The sequence below is a fragment of the Pantoea sp. EKM10T genome (assembly GCF_011800685.1).
In the GTDB taxonomy this organism is placed as follows: Bacteria; Pseudomonadota; Gammaproteobacteria; order Enterobacterales; family Enterobacteriaceae; genus Pantoea; species Pantoea agglomerans.
Window position 1 is genome coordinate 287294 of the sequence record NZ_JAALEU010000002.1, and the last position, 21609, is coordinate 308902.

The window sequence follows — 21609 nt, forward strand, 5'->3', positions numbered from 1 at the left end:
TCCATGACCTGCTCAACCCGCGCGATTACGCACCTCATCCCTGAGGTGCGCCCGTAGCCGGGCCAACGCGTTGCGTTGTTCAAAAACGCTCCCGGCGTTTTTGTCCCAGGCGCGGGACGCTTTCCTCTTCTGACCCTGTTCCCTGCGCGTTGAGCTTTTTCGTTGCGGCCAAATCCAGTCGGGTGCGAGTTTGTAAGCAGTCTGGAAAAGCCTCTGGCGATGGCTGTCGGCCCGCGCCATTCTCTTCTGACCCTGTTCCCTGCGCGTTGAGCTTTTTCGTTGCGGTCAGATTCAGTCGGGTGCGAGTTTGTAAGCAGTCTGGAAGAGGCTCTGCATTTTTAGTTTCTGCGATACCGACTATGCAGATCAGGGCAGACTATCTGCATCCTTACATCAACCGTCACGGCTTTTTCTTTGCCTTTGCCACTGCCAGGCTCTCCCAGATATGCATCACTGCATAGCTGCGCCAGGGACGCCATGACTGCGATCGCGCCTCCGCTTCTTTCGATGACATGCCGCCCAGGTTATTCCGGATGGCAATATCCTCTTTGGGAAAGGCATCCGGCCAGCGCAAAGCGCGCATCGCGATGTAGTGCGCGGTCCAGGGACCAATACCCGGCAGGCTGACCAGCTTTTTGATGACCTCGTCTGGCGCCTGAGCGGCACTAAGACGCAGATCTCCGCTGGCGCAGGCATTTGCAAAGGCGATGATGGCGCGGGAGCGGGCGGCACTGACAATCCCCATCGGCGCGACATCGTCTACCGTCAGTCCGGCGATGCGTTCAGGATGGGCGGTGTAGCGGGTCAGATCGGCGAACGGCGTCTCACAGGGTTCGCCAAAGGCGGCGGCAAAACGGCTGCTGACCGTGGTGGCCGCTTTGACCGTCACCTGCTGGCCAATAATGGCGCGCACGCCCAGCTCAAAGGCGTCGAATGCGCCAGGCACACGCAGACCCGGATGCGAGATCAGGCTGGGTGCCAGCAGTGGGTCCTGCGCCAGACAGGCGGCGATACGCTGCGGCTGTGCGTCGAGATCGAACAGATCACGCAGACGGCGCAGCAGCAGAGGCAGAACCGGCGTCAGCGAGGTTGAGAGCGTCACCTGCAGCGCATTCTTTTGCGGCAGATGCGAAACAGAAACCCAGCCCCGGCAGCGGCCGAGCACCACGGTGCGTCGCCAGCAGCCATCTTCCACCGCCTCGACCTCTTTCATCAGATGCGTCTGCAAAAACCAGAGCATCGCCGCCCAGTCGTAGGGAGGGCGATAGGCCAGCCGCAGCGTCACGCGGTCGCCGGGCTGCGCGCACTGAGTGCCCGTATCGTCCCTGCGCAGCGCGCCTGGCGTCATGCGGTAACGCGCCTGGAAGACATCATTAAAGCGCCGCAGGCTGCCAAAGCCGCTGGCATAGGCAACGTCAATAATCGGCAGCCGGGTTTCGGTCAGCAGCTGTTTAGCCAGCAGCATGCGCCGCGTCTGCTTCAGTTCCAGCGGCGAGACACCCAGCTCCTGCTGCACGATACGGCGCAGCTGACGCAGGCTGATACCGAATTCAGCGGCAATTGCCTCCAGTCCTTCACGTTCCTCCAGCATGCCTTCCTCGATACGCTGAACCAGCCGCTCTGCCACACGGTGCGGCTGATCAACCGGCGCATTACCGGGTGCCAGTTCGGGCCGACAGCGCAGGCAGGGGCGAAAGCGGGCTTTCTCCGCCGCTTCGGCGCTGCTGAAGAAAAGGCAGTTCTTCTGCATCGGCGCTTTGACCGGGCAGACCGGACGACAATAGATACCGGTTGAGGTCACGCCAACAAAGAAAACGCCGTCAAAGCGGGTATCACGAGAGGTCAGCGCCTGATAGGCAATGTCGGGATCGAGCATGGCAGTTCTCCGGTAAATAAGCGCAGCCTACACCGGTGAATCCCGGCAGACTGGCTGTTTTCGGACAGCACAACAGTTTATCGCCATGACCGAAAACAGCCAGTCAGGCTGATGAAAAGTGCGATAATAGGTGACAGAATCGTGACGGGAGAATCACCATGTTCTACTTCAAACCGATAGTCACCCCGGTGGGTGAACTGAAACTGGTCGCCAGCGATAGCGGCCTGGCGGGTATTTTGTGGGAAAACGACGATCCAAAACGCACCCGGTTTTTGCCGCAAACGCGCGATGACGATCATACCATTCTGATCGAAACTGAGCGTCAGCTCAGCGAGTACTTCACCGGTGCTCGTCGCTGCTTTGAGCTGCCGCTCGATTTTGTCGGCACTGAGTTTCAGAAAAAAGTCTGGCAGGCGCTGGTGGCTATCCCGTTTGGTGAGACGCGCAGCTACAGCCAGATTGCGCGGGAGATCGGCCATCCGCTGGCGGTGCGTGCCGTCGGGGCGGCCAATGGGCGTAATCCGCTCTCGATTGTCGCACCGTGCCACCGCGTGATTGGAGCCAACGGCAAGCTGACCGGCTTTGCGGGCGGACTGGATATCAAAGCCTTTCTGCTGGCACTGGAAGCGCCGCAAAAACCGCTGGTACTGGCAGATGAAACGCAGCCCGGCAGGGTCGGCGCTGTGATGCAGACAGAATAAATATCGCACGACACAGGCAGGCTTTTCCGCTATCGTGTTTAGCATATAAAACACGATGGCGGATTCGACGCCATAAGTCGCCGGAACAGGCGATTTTCGTTAATTAGACAAAACGAGAGCTGTGTCATGAGTGTGATGTTCGATCCAGAAAGCGCCGTTTATCCCTTTCCGCCCAAACCCGCCCGTCTGAGTGACGACGAGAAGGCGTTCTACCGTGAGAAAATTAAAGCGCTGCTGAAGGCGCGAAACGCGGTGATGGTGGCGCACTACTACACCGATCCGGAAATTCAGGCGCTGGCAGAAGAGACGGGCGGCTGCGTTTCCGACTCGCTGGAGATGGCACGCTTTGGCAGCAACCATTCGGCGACGACACTGCTGGTGGCCGGCGTGCGCTTTATGGGGGAAACCGCCAAAATCCTCAGCCCGGAGAAAACCGTACTGATGCCGACGCTGCAGGCGGAGTGCTCACTGGATCTCGGCTGCCCGATTGAAGAGTTTAACGCCTTTTGCGACGCCCATCCCGATCGCACCGTGGTGGTCTACGCCAATACTTCGGCGGCGGTAAAAGCGCGGGCCGACTGGGTGGTGACTTCAAGCATTGCGGTCGAGCTGATTGAGCACCTCGACAGTCTGGGCGAAAAAATTATCTGGGCGCCGGATCGCCATCTTGGCCGCTACGTCACCCAAAAATCGGGCGCGGACGTGCTCTGCTGGCAGGGTGCCTGCATTGTGCACGACGAGTTCAAAACCCAGGCGCTGCAGCGTATGAAAGCGCTCTATCCCGACGCGGCAGTGCTGGTGCATCCTGAGTCACCGCAGGCGATTGTCGATCTGGCCGATGCGGTCGGCTCGACCAGCCAGCTGATTCAGGCCGCCAAATCCCTGCCGCATCCGCAGATGATTGTGGCGACCGATCGCGGCATCTTCTACAAAATGCAGCAGGCGGTGCCGGATAAAGAGCTGCTTGAAGCGCCGACCGCCGGTGAAGGTGCCACCTGCCGCAGTTGTGCTCACTGTCCCTGGATGGCGATGAACGGCCTTAAAGCCATCGCAGAGGCGCTGGAGTCGGGTGGGGTGGAACATGAGATTCAGGTGGATGAGACGCTGCGTGAGGCGGCGTTACTGCCGCTTAATCGCATGCTATCCTTTGCAGCGGAACTTAAACTCAACGTGAAGGGAAACGCGTAAGCGTTTTCCGGACAGGTGCTCAGCATGGACTTCTTCAGCACACATAATATTCTGGTTCACATTCCTCTGGGTGCCGGAGGCTACGATCTCTCATGGATTGAGGCTATCGGCACGCTGGCGGGCTTACTCTGCATCTGGTTTGCCAGCCTGGAAAAAATCATCAACTATCCCTTTGGCCTGATTAACGTCACGCTGTTTGCGGTGATTTTCTTTCAGATCCAGCTCTACGCCAGCCTGCTGCTGCAGCTCTTCTTTTTTGCCGCCAATATCTACGGCTGGTACGCCTGGAGTCGGCAAACCTCCGATCATCAGGCGGCGCTGAAAATCCGCTGGCTGCCGCTGCCTAAGGCGCTGGCCTGGACGGCGGGCTGTGTGATTGCGATTGCGCTGATGACCCTCTATATCGATCCGGTGTTTGCGCTGTTAACCCGTGCGGCCGTCACGCTGATGAACGGCCTTGGCCTGTCGGTGGCGATGCCCGCGCTGCAGCCGGATGCGTTCCCGTTCTGGGACTCCTGCATGATGGTGTTGTCGATTGCGGCGATGGTGCTGATGACGCGCAAATATGTTGAGAACTGGCTGCTGTGGGTCATCATCAACGTGATTAGCGTGATGATTTTTGCCCGTCAGGGCGTCTATGCGATGTCGCTGGAGTATGTGATTCTGACGCTGATTGCGCTGAACGGCTCACGCATGTGGATCCGCAGCGCGCGGCAACAGGGTTCCCGCGCGCTGTCGGCTCAGTGAGTGTGCACTTCGCCTTTAGCGTGAGCATGCTCATGGTCGTGTGAATGGCTGTGATCATGGCCGGTGGCGGCAGCGCCGCTTAAGCCGAGTTCACACTCGGCACCGGCACAGGGCTGATACTCCATCTGCACGGTTGCGTGCGCAATCTGATAGTGCTGGCGCAGATAGTCGTGGATACGATGCAGCAGCGCATCGTGATCGTAAGGCGGGATCACCTGCGCATGCAGCGTCAGCATCGGCTTTTCGCCCACCTGCCACAGATGCACATGGTGAACATTGCGCACCTCTGCGATGTTCAGGGTGAGATCCCGTATCAGCCGGTTCACATCCAGCGAACGCGGCGCCCCTTCCAGTAACTCCTGCAGACTCTCACGCAGCAGCGCCCAGGCGCTGCGCAGCACCAGCAGTGACACCAGCAACGAAAGAATCGGGTCGATTGGGGTCCAGCCGGTCAGCATAATAATCACCGCCGCGACAATCGCACCCACCGAGCCAAGCAGGTCGCCCATCACATGTAGCGCCGCGGCCCGCACGTTGAGATTCTTCTCTTCGCTGCCGTGATGCAGCAGCCAGAACGACAGAATATTGGCCAGCAGGCCGCCAATAGCAATCCCCAGCATCAGGCCGCCGGTCACCGGTTGCGGGTCGGCAAAGCGGCGCACCGCCTCCCAGACGATCAGTGCGGTAATGCCCAGCAGCGCAATGGCGTTAACAAATGCGGCCAGCGTGGTCAGACGCAGCAGGCCAAAGGTGTGGCGTGCATTGGGTTTACGGCGCGAGAACTGCACCGCCAGCAGGGCCATCAGCAGCGCGGCGGCATCGGTCAGCATATGCCCGGCGTCCGCCAGCAACGCCAGTGAACCCGAGAGCCAGCCGCCAATCACTTCAGCCACCATAAAGACAACGGTCACCCCGAAGGCGGCCGCCAGACGCGTGCGATTACTATCCTGCCCGCTATGAGTGTGGGTATGTGCCATAAGATTCCAGTTTTTTCAGTAACCTGTTTGCTAATAATATCAGTAATTGCCACGTCTCAGACGTGTCCTGATGCTGTTTTGCCTGCTCCGCCAGTTGCTGGCTGAGCTGTGCGCCGTGATCCAGTCCCACCAGTAACCAGCTTCCTTTCATCCGGTGTGCCGCTTCGGCGAACGGCATCCACTCCTCGCGCTCGCGTGCTTCGCGCATCACGGCCAGATCCTGCGTCACCGTGTTGTGCAGCGTCTGGCTCAGACGGCGGAGGAATTTCTCATTCTGCTGCGCCAGTTGCCACAGATTATCATCCAGCGCCGCCAGCGGATCTTCCTGCCACTCTGCCAGCAGCGCGCTGAGATCGGCTAACTGCACCGGTTTGATCACTACCCGCTCCCGCGCCTCCAGCGGTCGTGACAGCAGCTGGGCATCCGCGGAGCAGAGCACCCGCATCGCCTGACGCTTCCGCTGACGGTCACGCCGCCGCAATATCCGCAGCAGCAGCGTGCCGTCAGGCCGCGGCATCATCTGGTCGATAAACAGCAGGTCATAAGGCTGTTGCGCATCGGCCTGCAGTAGTGCGCGTCCCTGCTCAAAGATGTCAGCCTGAATCGCAAAACGCGACAGCTGCTGCTGCATCACCAGCAGATTGGTCGGATGGTCATCGACAATCGCCACCCGCAGCGGTGGAAGGTCGGGAAGGGCGGTTTCATCCACGTGGTTTGCTGGTGCGCAGACCGCCAGTGGCAGCGTCACGGTGACCTGGGTGCCGTGACCGGGTTCAGAGGCGAGCCGGATGTCGCCGCCCATCCGCTGCACCATTTCCCGGCAGATAAACAGCCCCAGGCCGCTGCCCTGCACCGAAACCGATTTACCGGACGGCGCCTGATACCAGGGATCGAACAGCTTCTGCTGCTCCTCTGGCGGAATGCCGCTGCCGCTGTCGCTCACCGTCAGAATCAGCTGTTGTTGCTGTGCGGCCAGCGTCAGGCGAATCGCGCCGTGGCGGGTAAATTTCAGCGCATTGGTCATCAGGTTGTTGACCACCTGCTGCAGGCGATCGGCATCGATCATCACGGCATCAGGCAGCGGCGTCAGCGCCTCGACGATCAGATGCGGGCCGTCTTCGCGCATTAACGGGTGATAAAAGTGCTGCTGCTGATTGAGCCACTGCGCCAGCGACAGCGGACGGGGGGCCAGGGTAAAACTGTTGCTCTCGATGCGCGCATGATCCTGCAGATCATTCAGCAACGTCAGCAGCGATTGCGCACTGCTGTGCAGCAGCGTCAGGTTCTGGCTGCTGTGCTGCTGCTTCTCCAGCTCCAGCAGTCCGAGGATCGCCTGCATCGGCGTGCGCAGCTCATGGCTGACGGTCGCCAGGAACTGGCTCTTCATCGCATTGGCGTGCTCAGCCTGTTCACGCTGCTGACGCTCCCGGCGCTGTTGCCAGTAGCGGCGCGCCAGCAGCAACAGCAGCAGCGCAATGGCCGCACCTGCCACCGCCAGCACCATCATCGGCAGCGAACGCATCACCATCACGCTGCCGGGCTGTGGCGGGGTTGACCAGCTGTCGCGCATCTGACTCTGTGTGTCAGCCGGGATCTGCTGCAGCGCGCGATCCAGCAGGGTGCGCAGCACCGGCTGGTCAGCCGTCACGCCCAGCGCGATCGGCCAGGCGATGTCGCTGGCGGCAAAGGCGAGGTGGATGCGCGCATCATCGCGGCTGGCGATACGCCAGCGGGCGGAGAGCACGTTATCGACCAGCGCATCGATCTGCCCTTTTGCCAGCGCGTCATAGAGGCTATTACGATCGGCAAACTGCAGCGGCTGCAGATCCGCAGGCAGCAGACGCAGCGCCAGGTCATTCTGTAACACGCCGACCCGCTTGCCGCGCAGGTCGCGCCAGTGCGCCAGCGTATCGGGCTGGAGGGTGTAGATGCCCCACAGCGCGCGCCACACCGGCAGCGAGGTGCTCTGCATCGCATCGCCGTTCAGCGGCTGCATCAGCTGCAGCATCGCCTGCTGCTGACCGATCAGCGTGTTCGCCTGACGCGGATTGCTGACCCACACCGGTTCAAACTGCAGGCCGGTGCTCTGAGCTATCGCTTTCAGCAAATCCACGCCATAGCCTCTGGCGGTCCCGCTGGCATCGCGATAACTCCAGGGATAGTTGTCCGGTTCGGCGGTGTAAGTAATACGCGGATGATCGGCAATCCAGGCGCGTTCAGTGGGGCTGAGCATCAGGGTCTGCGTATCCTGGTAGCGCGGCAGGGTACTGCTCCAGCGCGCCTGTAGCGTGTTCATCAGTTCTGCTGGCAACTGACGCAGGCTCTGATTAATCCAGCTGATAAGCTCCGGATCGCGGGAGACCGCGCGCAGGTTGAGCTGTCCGGCCTCGATGTGTGAGGCGATCTGATAAATCTGGCCCTGTTGCAGCTGGCTCAGCAGAAAACCGGCGCTGGTCTCATCCGCCACCACATAATCATTCTGCTGATTCAGCAGGGTATAGAGCGCCTGCAGATCACTGCTGTAGTGTCGCCAGCTGTGGCGGGCCGCCAGCGCAGGCGGCAGTTGTGCCAGCGTGCTTTCGCTGATCGCCAGTTGGGCATTCTGGCTGTTAAACATCACGGCACGCTGGTTTTGCTGATTGCGGTAGACCCGAAGCGGGCTGCTGTACCAGTTATCGCTGCTCAGCGCGCCGGCTGGCAGGGGAGAAATCCACATGCCAAGCGCAAAATCGATCTGGCCGCTGTTCAGCGCCTGCATCAGATGCGGCTGATCGCTGTAGAGGTTGAGGCTGAACTGCGCGCCAGTCAGCTGGCGCAGTGCGGAAAGATAGTCAGCATTGATGCCATACAGGTCGTTGCCGATGCGCATCGCCCAGGGGGCGTGGTTCTCTTCCAGCAGGCCAACTCGCAGGATTTTGCCCTGCATGGTTTCCGCGTGTGTCACCGGCAGCATCATCGGCAGATTGATGCTGCTCACCGGACGCACCTCAGCCAGAACGGATCCGCACAGCAACAGCAACATCAGCAGGAGAGTTCTCACTGCTGCGCCTTCCACAGGTCAGCCAGTTCCACCACCGAACGGGCGCCGGTTTTTTCCAGAATGTTCTTTTTATGGGTGCTGACCGTTTTATTACTGATGTGCAACTGGGCGGCGATTTGCAGATTGGACAGGCCGCTGGCCAGCAGCGCCAGAATCTGACGCTCTTTCTGGGTCAGCGGGAGTTCCGGCTCATCATCCATCACCGGAAACGCCGTCTGACCGCCCAGCACCGCCAGGATAGCGCTAAGCAGCTGCGCCATGCGCTGGCTCTTCACCACATAACCGGCGGCACCCAGCGCCTGGGCGCGACGCACATAGTGGCGGGTCTGCTGAGCAGAGTAGATCAATACCGGACAGTCGGGCCGATGGATCTTCAGGCGACGCAGGAATTCCAGCCCATCGCTGTCCGGCAGGCCAATATCCAGCACGATGATGTCCAGTGGCTGCTGAAGCAGGGGACGGGCGGCTTTTTCACTGCTGGCAGAGAGGAGCTGAACCGGAATAGGCGACTGGCTCAGAGCGGCTTCAAGTGCCACTTCAACCAGCGGATGATCGTCAATCAGAAGCAAAACGGCCATGAAGGATTTCCTGTAAAATTCACAGGATTAGCATAGCGGAAGAGTGGGACAGAGGGGAGAAAAACCAGGAGAGCGTCAGCTCTCCTGGCTAAACAGAATTACTGGGTGGTACCGTCGGTTTTAGTATCTACGTCACCGCCGCCCACTTTAGTCTGAACTTTTTTATTGATGTTCGGACATTTACCATCTTTACACTGGGCGTTCTGGTCCATTTCGTTAGCAGACATATTACCATGGCTGGTGGTGCTGCCGGACGTTGCAGGATTGGTATCGTTGCCAGTGTTATTAATTTTGCTGTTATCGACATTATTTGGCGGCAGATTCTCTTTCGCTCCGCCCGCTGCTGCACCTGCACTGGCTGCCTGATTCGATGTACCGTTATTGCTGCTGCTGTCTGCAGCCAGTACCGCACCGCTGCTCAGTGTCATTGCTGCTGTCAAAAAGAGTAAGGCAAACTTTTTCATCATTATGCTCCCGTTAATAAATGAAGATGCTTTAAGCCCAGAGGTGCAATTTCGGGTAAGAAAATCCCTGACGAAATATAATTCGCCGGTTGGCTTAAACAGGGTGATTTAATTTGGTAAGCGGGACGTTCCTCAGTGCTTACCATTAAAAAGTCTAGTCGCTAACCTGATTAATGCAAATATCACCCGCACATTTAACCCGCAGCGGGAATTTACACCCCAGGCGCTTCGGGCTACATTGGGCAGGTTGTGTCCGGCGGGCGCCGGGCCAGAAATAATATGGAATCAGTATGAATTACCAGAACGATGACTTACGCATCAAAGAGATTAAAGAGCTGTTACCCCCGGTTGCGCTGCTCGAAAAATTCCCGGCGACCGATCGTGCTGCACAGACCGTTTCACAGGCCCGTCAGGCGATTCATCAGATCCTGCAGGGCAAGGACGATCGCCTGCTGGTGGTGATCGGCCCCTGCTCAATTCATGACACTGAAGCGGCAAAAGAGTATGCCGACCGCCTGCTGGCGCTGCGTGATGAGCTGAAAGGCGAGCTGGAAGTGGTGATGCGGGTCTATTTTGAAAAGCCGCGCACCACGGTGGGCTGGAAAGGGCTGATCAACGATCCCTACATGGATAACAGCTACCAGCTCAATGACGGTCTGCGTCTGGCGCGTAAACTGCTGCTGGATATTAACGACAGCGGCTTACCGGCGGCGGGCGAGTTTCTGGATATGATTACCCCGCAATATGTGGCTGACCTGATGAGCTGGGGCGCGATTGGCGCGCGCACCACGGAATCCCAGGTTCACCGTGAGCTGGCGTCCGGTCTCTCCTGTCCGGTCGGCTTCAAAAACGGCACCGATGGCACCATTAAGGTGGCGATCGATGCCATTAACGCGGCGGGATCGCCGCACTGTTTCCTGTCTGTGACGAAGTATGGTCACTCCGCCATTGTGGAAACCAGCGGCAACGGTGACTGCCATATCATTCTGCGCGGCGGCAAAGAGCCGAACTACAGTGCGCAGCATGTTGCAGAGGTCAAAGAGGGCCTGGCAAAAGCGGGTCTGCCACAGCAGGTGATGATCGATTTCAGCCACGCCAACAGCAGCAAGCAGTTCCAGCGTCAGATGGTTGTGGCAGACGATGTCTCACAGCAGCTGATTAATGGTGAGCAGGCGATTGTCGGTGTGATGATCGAGAGTCATCTGGTGGAAGGCAACCAGAGTCTGGAGAGCGGCGAGCCGCTGGTCTATGGCAAAAGCGTCACCGACGCCTGTATCGGCTGGGAAGATACCGACAAGGTGCTGCGTCAGCTGGCGGCAGCGGTTAAACAGCGCCGCGGCTGAGTGGGATAACTGACAAGGTCTGACCCGGTTCGCGTTGAGGATTGTGCCATTGACCGTATTCCCTGCGATTTGAGCCAATCAGTTGTTGCCTGGTTCATTGATCTCTTTATTCTGACAACGAACACAGTGCGCAGCGTCCGTGCGCGCAGCCCAATAAAAAAGGCCAGACTTCCGTCTGGCCTTTTTGCATTTCAGCGAGAAATTACTTCGCTTTACCCTGATTCGCAACGGCTGCAGCTTTCGCGGCAATCTCGTCCTGGTCGCCCAGGTAGTAGCGTTTCAGCGGTTTGAAGTTTTCATCGAACTCATAGACCAGCGGTACGCCGGTAGGGATGTTCAGTTCGAGGATTTCATCTTCGCTCAGGTTATCCAGATATTTCACCAGCGCACGCAGTGAGTTGCCGTGTGCGGCAATGATCACTTTCTCACCGCTTTTGATGCGCGGCAGAATGGTTTCGTTCCAGTAAGGGATAACGCGGTCAATAGTCAGCGCCAGGCTTTCGGTGGTTGGCAGCTGCTCTGGGGTCAGTTTCGCGTAACGCGGATCATGGCCCGGGAAGCGCTCATCTGAACGATCCAGCTCTGGCGGAGTAACGGCAAAGCCGCGACGCCACTGCTTAACCTGCTCATCACCATATTTGGCAGCGGTTTCCGCTTTATCCAGACCCTGCAGCGCACCGTAGTGACGCTCGTTCAGACGCCAGGTTTTCTCAACCGGCAGCCAGGCCTGATCCAGCTCATCCAGCACATTCCACAGCGTGTGAATGGCACGCTTCAGTACTGAGGTGTAAGCGAAATCGAAAACAAAACCCTCTTTTTTCAGCAGCTGACCTGCTGATTTGGCTTCGCCACGACCTTTCTCAGAAAGGTCAACATCATACCAACCGGTAAAGCGGTTTTCGTTGTTCCACTGGCTTTCGCCGTGTCGCACCAGAACCAGCTTAGTTACAGCCATAGCTTAACTCCTTAATACTGTGATGTTTCTGTGAGATTGGAAACCTGCTGCTGCCCGCCTGACACGCGAGCTGATTGCGCCATACCATAACGGAAAAGCGGGCAGCGCGTAAGCCTGTGTGTGACGCACTGCGCGTTTTTCAGCCGGAGGCTCAGCGTGGCGTGAAGCGATAACGCGTCACGGATTCCCAGCGATCTCCCGGCTGCAGCCAGCAATCAGGCTGAGGCCATTCAGCATGATTAGGCGAATCCGGTAAAAATTCGCTCTCCAGCGCAATACCCTGAAATGCAGTATAGCTCGCCTGTTCACGGGCACGGGTGCCCGCCAGGTAGTTGCCGGAGTAGAACTGCAACGCCGGTGCCGAAGTGGTCACGCTGAGCTGCAGTCTGCCATCTTCCGACCAGAGTTCTGCCGCAGGCTGAGTGTCGTCGCCTGCGCTGTTGAGCAGAAACGCATGGTCATAGCCCTTCACCGCTCGCTGATCGTCGTCTGCCAGAAACTCCTGTGCCACGACTTTGGCCTCGCGGAAATCAAAACTGGTTCCGGCAACCTCTTTCAGCGGCGCATTCGGGATGCCTTCGCTGTCGACCGGCAGATAATGGTCGGCGTGTAGTTGTAAGCGATGCTGGCGGGCGTCGCCATGATGCGCATCAAGGTTAAAGTAGGCGTGGTTAGTCAGATTGACCGGGCAGGGCTGATCGCAGCGCGCTTCATAGCTAATGCTCAGGCAGTTCTGGTCATCCAGCTGATAGCGCACATCGGCAATCAGATTGCCGGGATAGCCCTGATCGCCATCGGGCGAATCAATGCGGTAGTGCACCTCGCTGTCAGACTGGCTGACAATCTGCCAGCGGCGCTTATCAAAGCCTTCCGGTCCGCCATGCAGCTGATGTGCGCACTGGTTCGGCACCAGCTGGCGGTTCAGTTTATTCAGTTTTGCCCCGGCGATGCGGTTAGCGTAGCGGCCGACCGTCGCGCCCAGATAGGCATCCTGATGGAGATAGTCAGAGGGCGTGGCGCAGCCGAGCAGCGCTTCACGCACCGTGCCATCCTGCATCGGCACGCGGGCGGAGAGCCAGGTCGCGCCCCAGTCCATAAAGGTTGCCAGCATGCCGTTGGCATTGCGCAGCACCGTTATGCGCCACGGCTGACCGTCGGGCGCGTGGGAGTTGACGTCGTTCAGCATTGGCCGGCTCCTTCAGAGGCTTTGCAGACGTAGAAGGTCTCTTTGATGCCGGTCGCAGCTTCATACTGCTCCGCTACGGCGGCTTTGACCTGATCGACCAGATCCAGTGGCATCAGCGCGACGATACAGCCACCAAAGCCGCCGCCGGTCATACGCACGCCGCCGCGCTCACCGATCTGCGCTTTCACGATCTCTACCAGGGTATCGATCGGTGGCACGGTGATCTCGAAGTCGTCACGCATCGAGGCGTGAGATTCGGCCATCAGCTGGCCCATACGGGTCAGGTCGCCCTGCGTCAGCGCATCGGCTGCTTCCAGGGTGCGGGCGTTCTCGGTCAGAACGTGACGCACGCGTTTTGCCACCTGCGGGTCGAGCTGCGCCTGTGCCGCTTCAAACTCGACCAGTTCAACGTCACGCAGCGCCTTCTTATTGAAGAAACGCGCGCCCGCTTCACACTGCTCACGACGCGTGTTGTATTCGCTGCCAACCAGGGTACGACGGAAGTTGGAGTTGATGATCACCACCGCGATATCTTCCGGCATCGACACCGGACGCGTGCCCAGCGTGCGGCAGTCGAGCAGCATGGCGTGATCTTTCCGGCCCAGCGCGGAGATCAACTGGTCCATGATGCCGCAGTTACAGCCGACGAACTGGTTTTCCGCTTCCTGACCATTCACGGCAATGGCGGCGCCATCCAGCGGCAGATTATAGAGCTGTTGCACCACGGTGCCGACCGCCACTTCCAGCGACGCAGATGAGCTGAGGCCCGCGCCCTGAGGCACGTTGCCGCTGATCACCATATCGATACCGCCGAAATCGGCATGACGCTGCTGCAGATGTTTCACCACGCCGCGCACATAGTTGGCCCACATCGGTTCCTGCAGGCTGACGATCTCTTCATCGAGAGAGAATGTGTCCTGCGCATTCTCATAATCCGCCGCGACCACCCGAATCTGGCGATCGTCACGGCGGGCACAGGCAATTACCGTCTGGTAATCGATGGCGCACGGCAGCACGAAGCCGGCGTTATAGTCGGTATGCTCGCCAATCAGGTTAACGCGGCCCGGTGCCTGAATGGTATGCGTAGCGGCGTAACCGAAGGTGTCAGAGAAAAGCTGCTGCGTGATGGTTTTTAAGCTCATTGTTGTGCCTCACGGAAGTGAACGTCGCTGACAGAACGCAGACGTTCCGCCGCCTGTTCCGCCGTTAAATCGCGTTGGGTTTCGGCCAGCATTTCATAGCCAACCATAAATTTACGCACCGTTGCTGAGCGCAGCAGCGGCGGATAGAAGTGAGCATGCAACTGCCAGTGATCGTTGGCTTCGCCGTTAAACGGCGCGCCATGCCAGCCCATGGAGTAGGGGAATGAGCACTGGAACAGGTTGTCGTAGCGGCTGGTCAGCAGCTTCAGCGCCAGCGCCAGGTCGGTACGCTGCGCCTCATTGAGGTCGGTAATTCGTTTGACGTGCGCTTTCGGCAGCAGCAGGGTTTCAAACGGCCAGGCGGCCCACCACGGCACCACCGCCAGCCAGTGATCGGTTTCCACCACGGTGCGGCTGCCATCCTGCTGTTCACGTGCCAGATAGTCGACCAGCATCGGCGAGCCATGTTTAGCGAAATAGTCGCGCTGATGATCATCTTCACGCTGCGCTTCATTCGGCAGGAAGCTGTTGGCCCAGATCTGACCATGGGGATGCGGGTTGGAGCAGCCCATCGCCGCGCCTTTGTTCTCAAACACCTGCACCCAGGGATAGTGCTGACCCAGATCGGCGGTCTCTGCCTGCCAGGTACGCACCACCTCTTCCAGCGCGTTCAGCGACATCTCCGGCAGGGTTTTGCTGTGATCGGGCGAGAAGCAGATGACCCGACTGGTGCCGCGTGCGCTTTCACAACGCATCAGGATATCGTCGCTCTCGGGCGCGTCTGGCGTGTCGGTCATCAGCGCAGCAAAGTCATTGGTAAAGACGTAGGTGCCTGCATAGTCCGGGTTTTTGTCGCCGGTGATGCGGGTGTTTCCGGCACACAGGAAGCAGTCCGGATCGTGCGCCGGTAACGTATTGACCGCCGGGGTTTCCTGCGCGCCTTGCCACGGACGTTTGGCCCGATGAGGTGAAACTAAAATCCATTGATCAATCAGTGGATTGTAACGGCGATGCGGGTGATCGACCGGGTTGAATTTTTCCATGTTAGATCCTGGTAAGCGTCAAAAGCCAAAGAGGCATCGGTAAAAAGTAGCACATCAGCGCGCCCGAAAGCGTGATCAAGTCTGGATAAATGGTATCGTTTACACAAGCTGAATATTCTTATTTCGTGGCAATGTGCGCGGATATATGGCGTGAAAGGTAATGTGGAATGGTAGCGCTTACACAAGAGCGCTTTAAAACGCCGCAGCAGCGGCGTGGGGTGACGCGTTACAAGAGCCCTAGTGCAGGGTTTCCTGCTGATAGTGATAGCCGCCGTCATGGGCGATAAAGCTCAGGCGATGTGTAATGCAGGCGGGCGCATCTTCCGCGTGATGCGAAACAAACAGCAGCTGAGTCCGTCCCTCGCCAATCAGCACATCGACAAAGCGCCGCACCAGCTGGCGGTTAATCGGGTCGAGACCCTGTAGTGGCTCATCCAGAATCAGCAGCGTCGGATGCTTAACCAGCGCGCGGGCAATCAGCACCAGCCGCTGCTGTCCCCATGAAAGCGAGTGAAACGGCGCATCCGCCTGTCCGTTATCCATCCCCAGCAGTGCCAGCCACTGCTGTGCCAGCGCTTTTTGCCGGTCAGAAACCGCCTGATAAAGACCAATAGAGTCGAAGAAGCCCGACAGGATCACCGTGCGCACATTGGTGCTGACGCGGTAATCGAGATGCAGGCTGCTGCTGACATAGCCAATATGCTGCTTGATATCCCAGATGGTTTCACCACTGCCGCGACGGCGGCCAAACAGGGTTAAATCATTGCTGTAGCCCTGAGGATGATCGCCGGTCACCAGGCTGAGCAGGGTCGATTTTCCGGCGCCGTTCGGGCCGGTAATCTGCCAGTGCTCGCCGGCGTTGACCTGCCAGTTCAGCCCCTGAATTACTGGCTTATCGTTATACGAGACGGTGCCGTTGCGCAGGATAACGCGCGGCGCATCATCCGCCAGCGATGGCAGCTGATCCGGCACATCCGCCTCAGGTAACGCCATTCCCATCAGCTGTTCACTGTGTGCCAGCTGTGCCACCAGCGCTTCCGTTAAAATGGCCTGGCGTGGCCCGCTGTGGGTGAGGGTGCACTCCGCCAGCACGCCAACCTGCTGAATGAAGTCGGGAATATCGTCAAAGCGATTGAGCACCAGCACCAGGGTAAATGTCGGCTGCTGCAGGCCGCGCAGCGTGTCGGTCAGGCTGGAGCGCGACGCCACATCCAGCCCGTCAAACGGCTCATCCAGAATCAGCAAATCTGGCTGGTTCATCAATGCCTGACAGAGCAGGGTTTTGCGGGTTTCGCCGGTAGAGAGATATTTGAAGCGGCGTGAAAGCAGCGCTTCGATGCCGAACTGCTGTGCCAGCTGCTCGCAGCGCTCGGGCTGCTGCACCTCCGCCTGAATCACCTCTGCCACGGTCAGCCCGGTATCCTCTTCACCTTCGCTGAGCATATCGGTGTTGTTGCGCTGCCACTCCTGCGCCACCAGGGTTTGTAGCTGCTCCAGCGACAGCCGGACCGGCCGTCTGAAATCGCTGCTGACTGAACCGGCCAGCGGCGGAAGTTCTCCAGAGAGTGCACGCGCCAGTGATGATTTGCCGCTGCCGTTGGCTCCGACAAACGCCCAGCTTTCGCCGCGCTGCAGTTCCACCTGATTCAGACTCAGTATCCGGGTATCGCTAAGACGAAACGTGCCTTGCGAAATGTGCAATGAAGCCATGATCTGTTCCATTTTTTGCATCGTGTCACTGAGTTGTAACCATTGCCCTTAATGAAGTCAAATCAACCGCTAGAGCAGGGTGGCGACGATGGCGTGTTCGGCATTGAAACTGGCGATCACGGCGTCGCCGGGCTGCAGCGTCAGTTGCTGCAGCTGATCGTTGCTCAGGGTCGCGCACAGGGTTTCGCCGCTGGGGAGCTTCATCAGCACTTCACTCATCTGCTCGCCGGGTTCGATGGCACTGACCGTCGCTGCCAGCTGATTGTCATCCTGTGCGGCGTCACGACTGATGCGGATCCACGGCGCCTTGATCAGCACCAGCACCTCTTTACCGGCGGCCAGTTGCAGGCGATCGGCGCTGCGCTGGGTCAGCGCCACATTAAGCAGCGTGACGCCATCGGCCAGTTGAATCAGCAGATGCTGGACCACCTGCTGCGCATCGTTACTGACAACGGTGCCAAACAGCTGGTTACGGGCGCTGGTCTGCAGCGAGAAGCGGGCGATGGCCGCCAGCAGACTGTCGAGCGGTAACGTATCCTGCTGCAGCGCATCAAAGGCTTTCTGCTGGATCTGCTCCATCAGCTGGAACAGCTGAATCAGGCGTTCACCGTAGCGGGTGAGCGTTGCACCGCCGCCGCCTTTGCCACCGGTGGCCCGCTCCACCAGCGTTTCATCCGCCATCTGGTTCATCTCATTAATCGCATCCCAGGCACTTTTGTAGCTGATACCGGCCAGCTTCGCCCCCTGACTGATCGACCCGGTCTGCTGTACGCGTTTCAGCAGCTCAATACGTCGCGGATCGGCAAACAGTTTCTGTTGTAAACGGATATGAAGGGACAGTTCGGCTTCCATGACAGCTCCGGCAAAGGGTTAAGGCGAAGGCCGATGATAGCGGCGTTTTGTGACCAAAGTAAAAGCACGAAAAGGGCTGCGCAAAATTTTGCTGACCCGTTACAATCTCTTTTTTGTTAGCAGAGTGAGACTCTCCATGCTGGAATTACTTAAAAGCCTCGCCGTTGCCATACTGATGGTGCCTGTCGTGATGGCGCTGATGCTGGGCATGATTTATGGCCTGGGTGAAGTGTTTAACGTCATCTCTAAAATTGGTCATCGCGAAAAATCCTCAGCCCGTTCGCACAATTAATTGCTGCCACGCCCGCCATCTGCGCGGGCGTGGTCGTTTTTATCTCTCCGGATTTAACCTTTTGTTCCCCCTGCCGATAATTTACTGAACCTCACTGATATTGCGCTATATTATCCGCTACACAACGAATAGCCGGAGAAAATCATGTCATTTAAACACTATCGCTGGGGCGTCGCGGCCCTGATCACCGTTTCGCTGGCCGGGCAGGCTGTGGCCGCCGACAACATCACTGTGTTTGCCGCGGCTTCACTGACCAACGCGATGCAGGATATTGCCAGCCGTTACAAGCAGGAAAAGGGGGTGACGGTGGTCTCTTCGTTTGCCTCCTCTTCAACGCTGGCGCGCCAGATTGAGCAGGGTGCTCCTGCCGATCTCTTTATCTCTGCCGATCAGCAGTGGATGGATGATGCGGTGGCGAAAAAAAGTGTGATTACCAGTAGCCGCTATACCCTGCTGGGCAACGATCTGGTATTGATTGCGCCACGCAGTGCCGCCGCGAAAGCGGTGACGCTGGACCCGCAGACTGACTGGAAAACCTTGCTGCACGGTGAGCGTCTGGCAGTCGGCGATCCGGACCACGTTCCTGCGGGCATCTACGCCAAAGAGGCGCTGCAAAAGCTGGGTGCCTGGGAAGGCGTTGCGCCTTCGTTAGCGCCAGCCAATAATGTGCGGGCAGCACTGGCGCTGGTCGAGCGTAATGAAACGCCCTATGGCATTGTCTACGGGTCCGACGCGGTCGCCAGCGACAAAGTGCAGGTCGTCGGGCATTTTCCGGCAACCAGCCATAAACCCGTAGAATATCCGATGGCGATCGTGAACGATCACGACAACGCTGCCGTTAAAGCGTTTTATGATTATCTGAAAGGGCCTCAGGCCGCGGCTATCTTTAAACATTACGGATTCACACCGACGAAATGATACTCAGCGATCCCGAATGGCAGGCGGTACTGCTTAGCCTTAAAGTCTCTGGCATAGCCGTGATAGGCAGTCTGCCGTTTGGCATCCTGATGGCCTGGATTCTGGTGCGCTGCCGTTTTCCTGGTAAAGCGCTGCTCGACAGCCTGATCCACCTGCCGCTGGTGCTGCCGCCGGTGGTGGTGGGTTATCTGCTGCTGATTAGCCTTGGACGGCGCGGCATCGTAGGCGAAAAGCTTTATGACTGGTTCGGCTTCAGCTTTGCTTTCAGCTGGCGGGGTGCCGCACTGGCCTCTGCCGTGATCGCTTTTCCATTGATGGTGCGCGCCATCCGGCTGGCGCTGGAGGCGGTGGATTGCCGGCTGGAGCAGGCGGCGCGCACGCTGGGCGCTGGACGCTGGCGGGTCTTTTTCACCATTACGCTCCCGCTGACGTTGCCGGGCGTGATCGTTGGAACGGTGCTGGCGTTTGCCCGATCGCTGGGCGAGTTCGGCGCCACCATCACCTTTGTGTCCAATATTCCCGGCGAGACGCGCACGCTGCCGCTGGCGATGTTTACCCTGATAGAGACACCGGGTGCGGAAGGGGCGGCGGCACGGCTCTGCGTCATCGCGATCGTGCTGGCCCTGGCGTCACTGCTGGCGTCGGAATGGCTGGCACGTGCAGGCCGTAAGCGGATGGGAAACTGATGCTATCACTCAACATTATGCAGCAGCAGGGCGATCACGTGCTGGAGGTCGACCTGCAGATCCCGGCCAAAGGGATCACCGCTATTTTCGGCGTGTCAGGTGCCGGAAAAACCTCCCTGATCAACGCGATCAGCGGGCTGACCCAGCCGCAGCGGGGACGGATCCAGCTGCACGATCGCCTGCTGTTTGATGCAGAGCAGAAGATTGCGCTGCCGCCGGAAAAACGGCGTATCGGTTATGTATTCCAGGATGCGCGACTGTTCCCGCACTATCGGGTCCGTGGCAACCTGCAATATGGTATGGCACCTAAGATGAAAGCGCAGTTCGACAGTCTGGTCTCTCTGCTGGGTCTGGAGGCGCTGCTGCCGCGCTTTCCGCTATCGCTGTCGGGCGGGGAAAAGCAGCGGGTCGCGATTGGCCGTGCGCTGCTGACCGCACCGGATATGCTGCTGCTGGATGAGCCGCTGGCGTCACTGGATCTACCACGCAAACGTGAACTGATGCCCTATCTGCAAAAGCTGGCGAAGCAGGTCGATATTCCGATGCTCTACGTTTCGCACAGTCTGGAGGAGATCCTGCAGCTGGCTGATAACGTGCTGGTGCTGGATGCGGGCAAGGTCAAAGCCTTTGGTCCGCTGGAGCGGGTCTGGAGCAGCAGCGCGATGCGGCCCTGGCTGCCGGTGAGTGAACTGACCAGCGTGCTGCGGGTGCAGGTGCTGGAACAGCATCCCGACTATCCGATGACCGCGCTGTCGCTGGGCGATCAGCACATCTGGGTCAGCCGGGTGAATCAGCCGGTTAAAACCCCGCTGCGTATTCGCATTGCCTCGGCCGATGTCTCGCTGGCGCTGCAGCCGCCGCACAATACTTCCATCCGCAATATCCTGCCGGCACAGGTGGTGGAATTGCTGGAGGTCGGGGACCAGGTTGAGGTGAAGCTGCGCATCGGCATCAGCGAACTCTGGGCGCGCATCACGCCGTGGGCGCGGGATGAGCTGGGCATCCGGCCGGATCAGTGGCTTTATGCCCAGATCAAAAGCGTCTCGGTGACGCCCTGATTACAACACGTACTGATAGAGGGTATCGGCAATACCGGTTTCAAGGTTGGTGCCGATCACCATTTTCGCCCGCGCTTTGATCGCCTCATCGGCATTACCCATCGCCACGCCCAGTCCGGCCGTTTCCAGCATGCTGAGATCGTTATAGTTATCACCGAACGCGATCACATCGGACATACTCAGCCCCAGTGATTCAACCCACTGCGCCAGTCGTTTGCCTTTGCTGTTGCCGCCTTTGGCGATATCGACCTGATCGTGCCACGACCATTCGCAGGCCAGCCCCAGTTCCGCTTCCACTCTGGTGGCGAACTGCTGCAGTTCCGGAATGTTGTTGTGCGACAGGGCAAACTTCCAGATCGAACCGGCGTCGCGTGCCGCCTGGGCTAAGTCGGGCACCTGGCGGAACAGTGGACGCTGGTGGGCGGGCAGCGATTCGGCCCACTTCAGGGTGCGCATCACGTGGCCGGTCGGGGTCTGATAGAGCATCGCATCATCCACGTAGAGCAACCCGTGAATCTGCTGCTGATTCAGCATCTCAATCACCTGCAACGCCAGTTGCGGGTCGAGGGGATCGGACGCCAGCACCTTTTTCGCCTGGTAATCATACAAATAGGTGCCATTACAGCAGATTGCGGGTGTATCCAGCTGTAACGCCTGATAAAAAGGGTGGATAGCGCAGTGATGGCGTCCGGTCACGATAGCGACATGAACGCCCGCCTGGCGTGCCTGATTTAGCGCTTCGATTGACTGCGGCAGAATCGTTTTGGCTGGGGTCAGCAGCGTGCCGTCGAGGTCGAGGGCAATTACACGGTAGTTCATTAATCCTCTCGTTTTTCCTGGTTTGCAGGGGCTG

General features: G+C 58.7%; 20 protein-coding genes. 8 read left to right on the forward strand and 12 right to left on the reverse strand.

The features are described 5' to 3' along the window. Positions 1–400 precede the first annotated feature (400 nt). Positions 401–1876 carry an AlkA N-terminal domain-containing protein gene (locus HFD95_RS04935; RefSeq protein ID WP_010260146.1) on the reverse strand — a complete coding sequence of 492 codons (1476 nt, stop codon included), beginning with the start codon at positions 1874–1876 and terminating at the stop codon, positions 401–403. 158 nt (positions 1877–2034) lie between these two features. On the opposite strand from HFD95_RS04935, the gene HFD95_RS04940 reads away from it, so the two are divergent. The 3 genes from HFD95_RS04940 to pnuC all read left to right on the forward strand — a co-directional run bounded on the left by HFD95_RS04940 (position 2035) and on the right by pnuC (position 4512). Continuing rightward, a complete protein-coding gene (locus HFD95_RS04940; RefSeq protein ID WP_167429906.1) occupies positions 2035–2577 on the forward strand; it encodes a methylated-DNA--[protein]-cysteine S-methyltransferase in 543 nt (180 codons plus the stop codon). A 126-nt stretch (positions 2578–2703) separates the two neighbouring features. Beyond that, complete coding sequence (gene nadA, locus HFD95_RS04945; protein ID WP_022626034.1) at positions 2704–3765, forward strand: quinolinate synthase NadA; 1062 nt, start codon at positions 2704–2706, stop codon at positions 3763–3765. A 24-nt stretch (positions 3766–3789) separates the two neighbouring features. After that, on the forward strand, positions 3790–4512 hold the full coding sequence (gene pnuC / locus HFD95_RS04950) for a nicotinamide riboside transporter PnuC (RefSeq protein ID WP_010260155.1): 723 nt from the start codon (positions 3790–3792) through the stop codon (positions 4510–4512). Here the strand turns inward: pnuC and zitB are convergent. From zitB to HFD95_RS04970, 4 genes are all read right to left on the reverse strand, one after another. Continuing rightward, on the reverse strand, positions 4506–5489 hold the full coding sequence (gene zitB, locus HFD95_RS04955; RefSeq protein ID WP_022626033.1) for a CDF family zinc transporter ZitB: 984 nt from the start codon (positions 5487–5489) through the stop codon (positions 4506–4508). The genes pnuC and zitB overlap by 7 nt on opposite strands. Then, positions 5467–8511, reverse strand: a complete 3045-nt coding sequence (locus HFD95_RS04960) for an ATP-binding protein (protein WP_181955255.1) — start codon at positions 8509–8511, stop codon at positions 5467–5469. Before HFD95_RS04960 ends, zitB begins: the two co-directional genes overlap by 23 nt. Before the next feature lie 14 nt (positions 8512–8525). Further along, positions 8526–9107, reverse strand: coding sequence for a response regulator transcription factor (locus tag HFD95_RS04965; protein ID WP_033756983.1), 582 nt, complete (start codon positions 9105–9107; stop codon positions 8526–8528). A 98-nt stretch (positions 9108–9205) separates the two neighbouring features. Beyond that, complete coding sequence (locus tag HFD95_RS04970) at positions 9206–9574, reverse strand: YbgS-like family protein (protein WP_022626030.1); 369 nt, start codon at positions 9572–9574, stop codon at positions 9206–9208. 287 nt (positions 9575–9861) lie between these two features. Here HFD95_RS04970 and aroG point away from each other — a divergent pair, with 287 nt between their 5' ends. Then, positions 9862–10914 (forward strand): 3-deoxy-7-phosphoheptulonate synthase AroG, encoded by a 1053-nt coding sequence (gene aroG, locus HFD95_RS04975; RefSeq protein ID WP_010669658.1) that lies wholly within the window; start codon positions 9862–9864, stop codon positions 10912–10914. A 202-nt stretch (positions 10915–11116) separates the two neighbouring features. On the opposite strand, the gene gpmA is transcribed toward aroG, so the two are convergent. From gpmA to modE, 6 genes are all read right to left on the reverse strand, one after another. Beyond that, positions 11117–11869: a 2,3-diphosphoglycerate-dependent phosphoglycerate mutase gene (gene gpmA / locus HFD95_RS04980; protein WP_033756988.1), complete on the reverse strand. Its 753-nt coding sequence runs from the start codon at positions 11867–11869 to the stop codon at positions 11117–11119. A 151-nt stretch (positions 11870–12020) separates the two neighbouring features. Then, positions 12021–13055 (reverse strand): galactose-1-epimerase, encoded by a 1035-nt coding sequence (gene galM / locus HFD95_RS04985; protein WP_158149480.1) that lies wholly within the window; start codon positions 13053–13055, stop codon positions 12021–12023. Further along, the gene (gene galK, locus HFD95_RS04990; RefSeq protein WP_167429908.1) at positions 13049–14197 is read right to left on the reverse strand and encodes a galactokinase; all 1149 of its coding nucleotides are present in this window, start codon (positions 14195–14197) and stop codon (positions 13049–13051) included. The genes galM and galK overlap by 7 nt, the downstream gene beginning before the upstream one ends. Continuing rightward, positions 14194–15240: a galactose-1-phosphate uridylyltransferase gene (gene galT, locus HFD95_RS04995; RefSeq protein WP_010669661.1), complete on the reverse strand. Its 1047-nt coding sequence runs from the start codon at positions 15238–15240 to the stop codon at positions 14194–14196. Before galT ends, galK begins: the two co-directional genes overlap by 4 nt. Before the next feature lie 237 nt (positions 15241–15477). After that, the gene (gene modF, locus HFD95_RS05000) at positions 15478–16950 is read right to left on the reverse strand and encodes a molybdate ABC transporter ATP-binding protein ModF (protein ID WP_167429909.1); all 1473 of its coding nucleotides are present in this window, start codon (positions 16948–16950) and stop codon (positions 15478–15480) included. A 69-nt stretch (positions 16951–17019) separates the two neighbouring features. After that, entirely contained in the window at positions 17020–17802 is a 783-nt protein-coding gene (gene modE / locus HFD95_RS05005) for a molybdenum-dependent transcriptional regulator (RefSeq protein ID WP_064689958.1), read from the reverse strand. A 136-nt stretch (positions 17803–17938) separates the two neighbouring features. Between modE and HFD95_RS05010 the strand changes: the two genes are divergently transcribed. The 4 genes from HFD95_RS05010 (at position 17939) to modC (ending at position 20756) form a co-directional block, all read left to right on the forward strand. Then, entirely contained in the window at positions 17939–18094 is a 156-nt protein-coding gene (locus tag HFD95_RS05010) for an AcrZ family multidrug efflux pump-associated protein (RefSeq protein WP_010260183.1), read from the forward strand. A 144-nt stretch (positions 18095–18238) separates the two neighbouring features. After that, positions 18239–19012: a molybdate ABC transporter substrate-binding protein gene (gene modA / locus HFD95_RS05015; protein ID WP_031293050.1), complete on the forward strand. Its 774-nt coding sequence runs from the start codon at positions 18239–18241 to the stop codon at positions 19010–19012. Continuing rightward, a complete protein-coding gene (modB, locus tag HFD95_RS05020; RefSeq protein WP_033766711.1) occupies positions 19009–19698 on the forward strand; it encodes a molybdate ABC transporter permease subunit in 690 nt (229 codons plus the stop codon). Before modA ends, modB begins: the two co-directional genes overlap by 4 nt. Further along, on the forward strand, positions 19698–20756 hold the full coding sequence (modC, locus tag HFD95_RS05025) for a molybdenum ABC transporter ATP-binding protein ModC (protein ID WP_064689959.1): 1059 nt from the start codon (positions 19698–19700) through the stop codon (positions 20754–20756). The genes modB and modC overlap by 1 nt, the downstream gene beginning before the upstream one ends. On the opposite strand, the gene HFD95_RS05030 is transcribed toward modC, so the two are convergent. Further along, positions 20757–21575, reverse strand: coding sequence for a pyridoxal phosphatase (locus HFD95_RS05030; protein ID WP_010260198.1), 819 nt, complete (start codon positions 21573–21575; stop codon positions 20757–20759). Positions 21576–21609 lie beyond the last annotated feature (34 nt).

Coding starts and splice junctions, on each gene's coding strand:
- HFD95_RS04935 (WP_010260146.1), bottom strand. CDS start 1,876: ATGCTCGATCCCGACATTGCCTATCAGGCGCTGACCTCTCGTGATACC.
- HFD95_RS04970 (WP_022626030.1), bottom strand. CDS start 9,574: ATGATGAAAAAGTTTGCCTTACTCTTTTTGACAGCAGCAATGACACTG.
- HFD95_RS04940 (WP_167429906.1), top strand. CDS start 2,035: ATGTTCTACTTCAAACCGATAGTCACCCCGGTGGGTGAACTGAAACTG.
- HFD95_RS04965 (WP_033756983.1), bottom strand. CDS start 9,107: ATGGCCGTTTTGCTTCTGATTGACGATCATCCGCTGGTTGAAGTGGCA.
- modE (WP_064689958.1), bottom strand. CDS start 17,802: ATGGAAGCCGAACTGTCCCTTCATATCCGTTTACAACAGAAACTGTTT.
- modC (WP_064689959.1), top strand. CDS start 19,698: ATGCTATCACTCAACATTATGCAGCAGCAGGGCGATCACGTGCTGGAG.
- HFD95_RS05010 (WP_010260183.1), top strand. CDS start 17,939: ATGCTGGAATTACTTAAAAGCCTCGCCGTTGCCATACTGATGGTGCCT.
- galK (WP_167429908.1), bottom strand. CDS start 14,197: ATGAGCTTAAAAACCATCACGCAGCAGCTTTTCTCTGACACCTTCGGT.
- HFD95_RS04960 (WP_181955255.1), bottom strand. CDS start 8,511: ATGTTGCTGTTGCTGTGCGGATCCGTTCTGGCTGAGGTGCGTCCGGTG.
- modB (WP_033766711.1), top strand. CDS start 19,009: ATGATACTCAGCGATCCCGAATGGCAGGCGGTACTGCTTAGCCTTAAA.
- aroG (WP_010669658.1), top strand. CDS start 9,862: ATGAATTACCAGAACGATGACTTACGCATCAAAGAGATTAAAGAGCTG.
- galT (WP_010669661.1), bottom strand. CDS start 15,240: ATGGAAAAATTCAACCCGGTCGATCACCCGCATCGCCGTTACAATCCA.
- galM (WP_158149480.1), bottom strand. CDS start 13,055: ATGCTGAACGACGTCAACTCCCACGCGCCCGACGGTCAGCCGTGGCGC.
- gpmA (WP_033756988.1), bottom strand. CDS start 11,869: ATGGCTGTAACTAAGCTGGTTCTGGTGCGACACGGCGAAAGCCAGTGG.
- modF (WP_167429909.1), bottom strand. CDS start 16,950: ATGGCTTCATTGCACATTTCGCAAGGCACGTTTCGTCTTAGCGATACC.
- nadA (WP_022626034.1), top strand. CDS start 2,704: ATGAGTGTGATGTTCGATCCAGAAAGCGCCGTTTATCCCTTTCCGCCC.
- HFD95_RS05030 (WP_010260198.1), bottom strand. CDS start 21,575: ATGAACTACCGTGTAATTGCCCTCGACCTCGACGGCACGCTGCTGACC.
- pnuC (WP_010260155.1), top strand. CDS start 3,790: ATGGACTTCTTCAGCACACATAATATTCTGGTTCACATTCCTCTGGGT.
- zitB (WP_022626033.1), bottom strand. CDS start 5,489: ATGGCACATACCCACACTCATAGCGGGCAGGATAGTAATCGCACGCGT.
- modA (WP_031293050.1), top strand. CDS start 18,239: ATGTCATTTAAACACTATCGCTGGGGCGTCGCGGCCCTGATCACCGTT.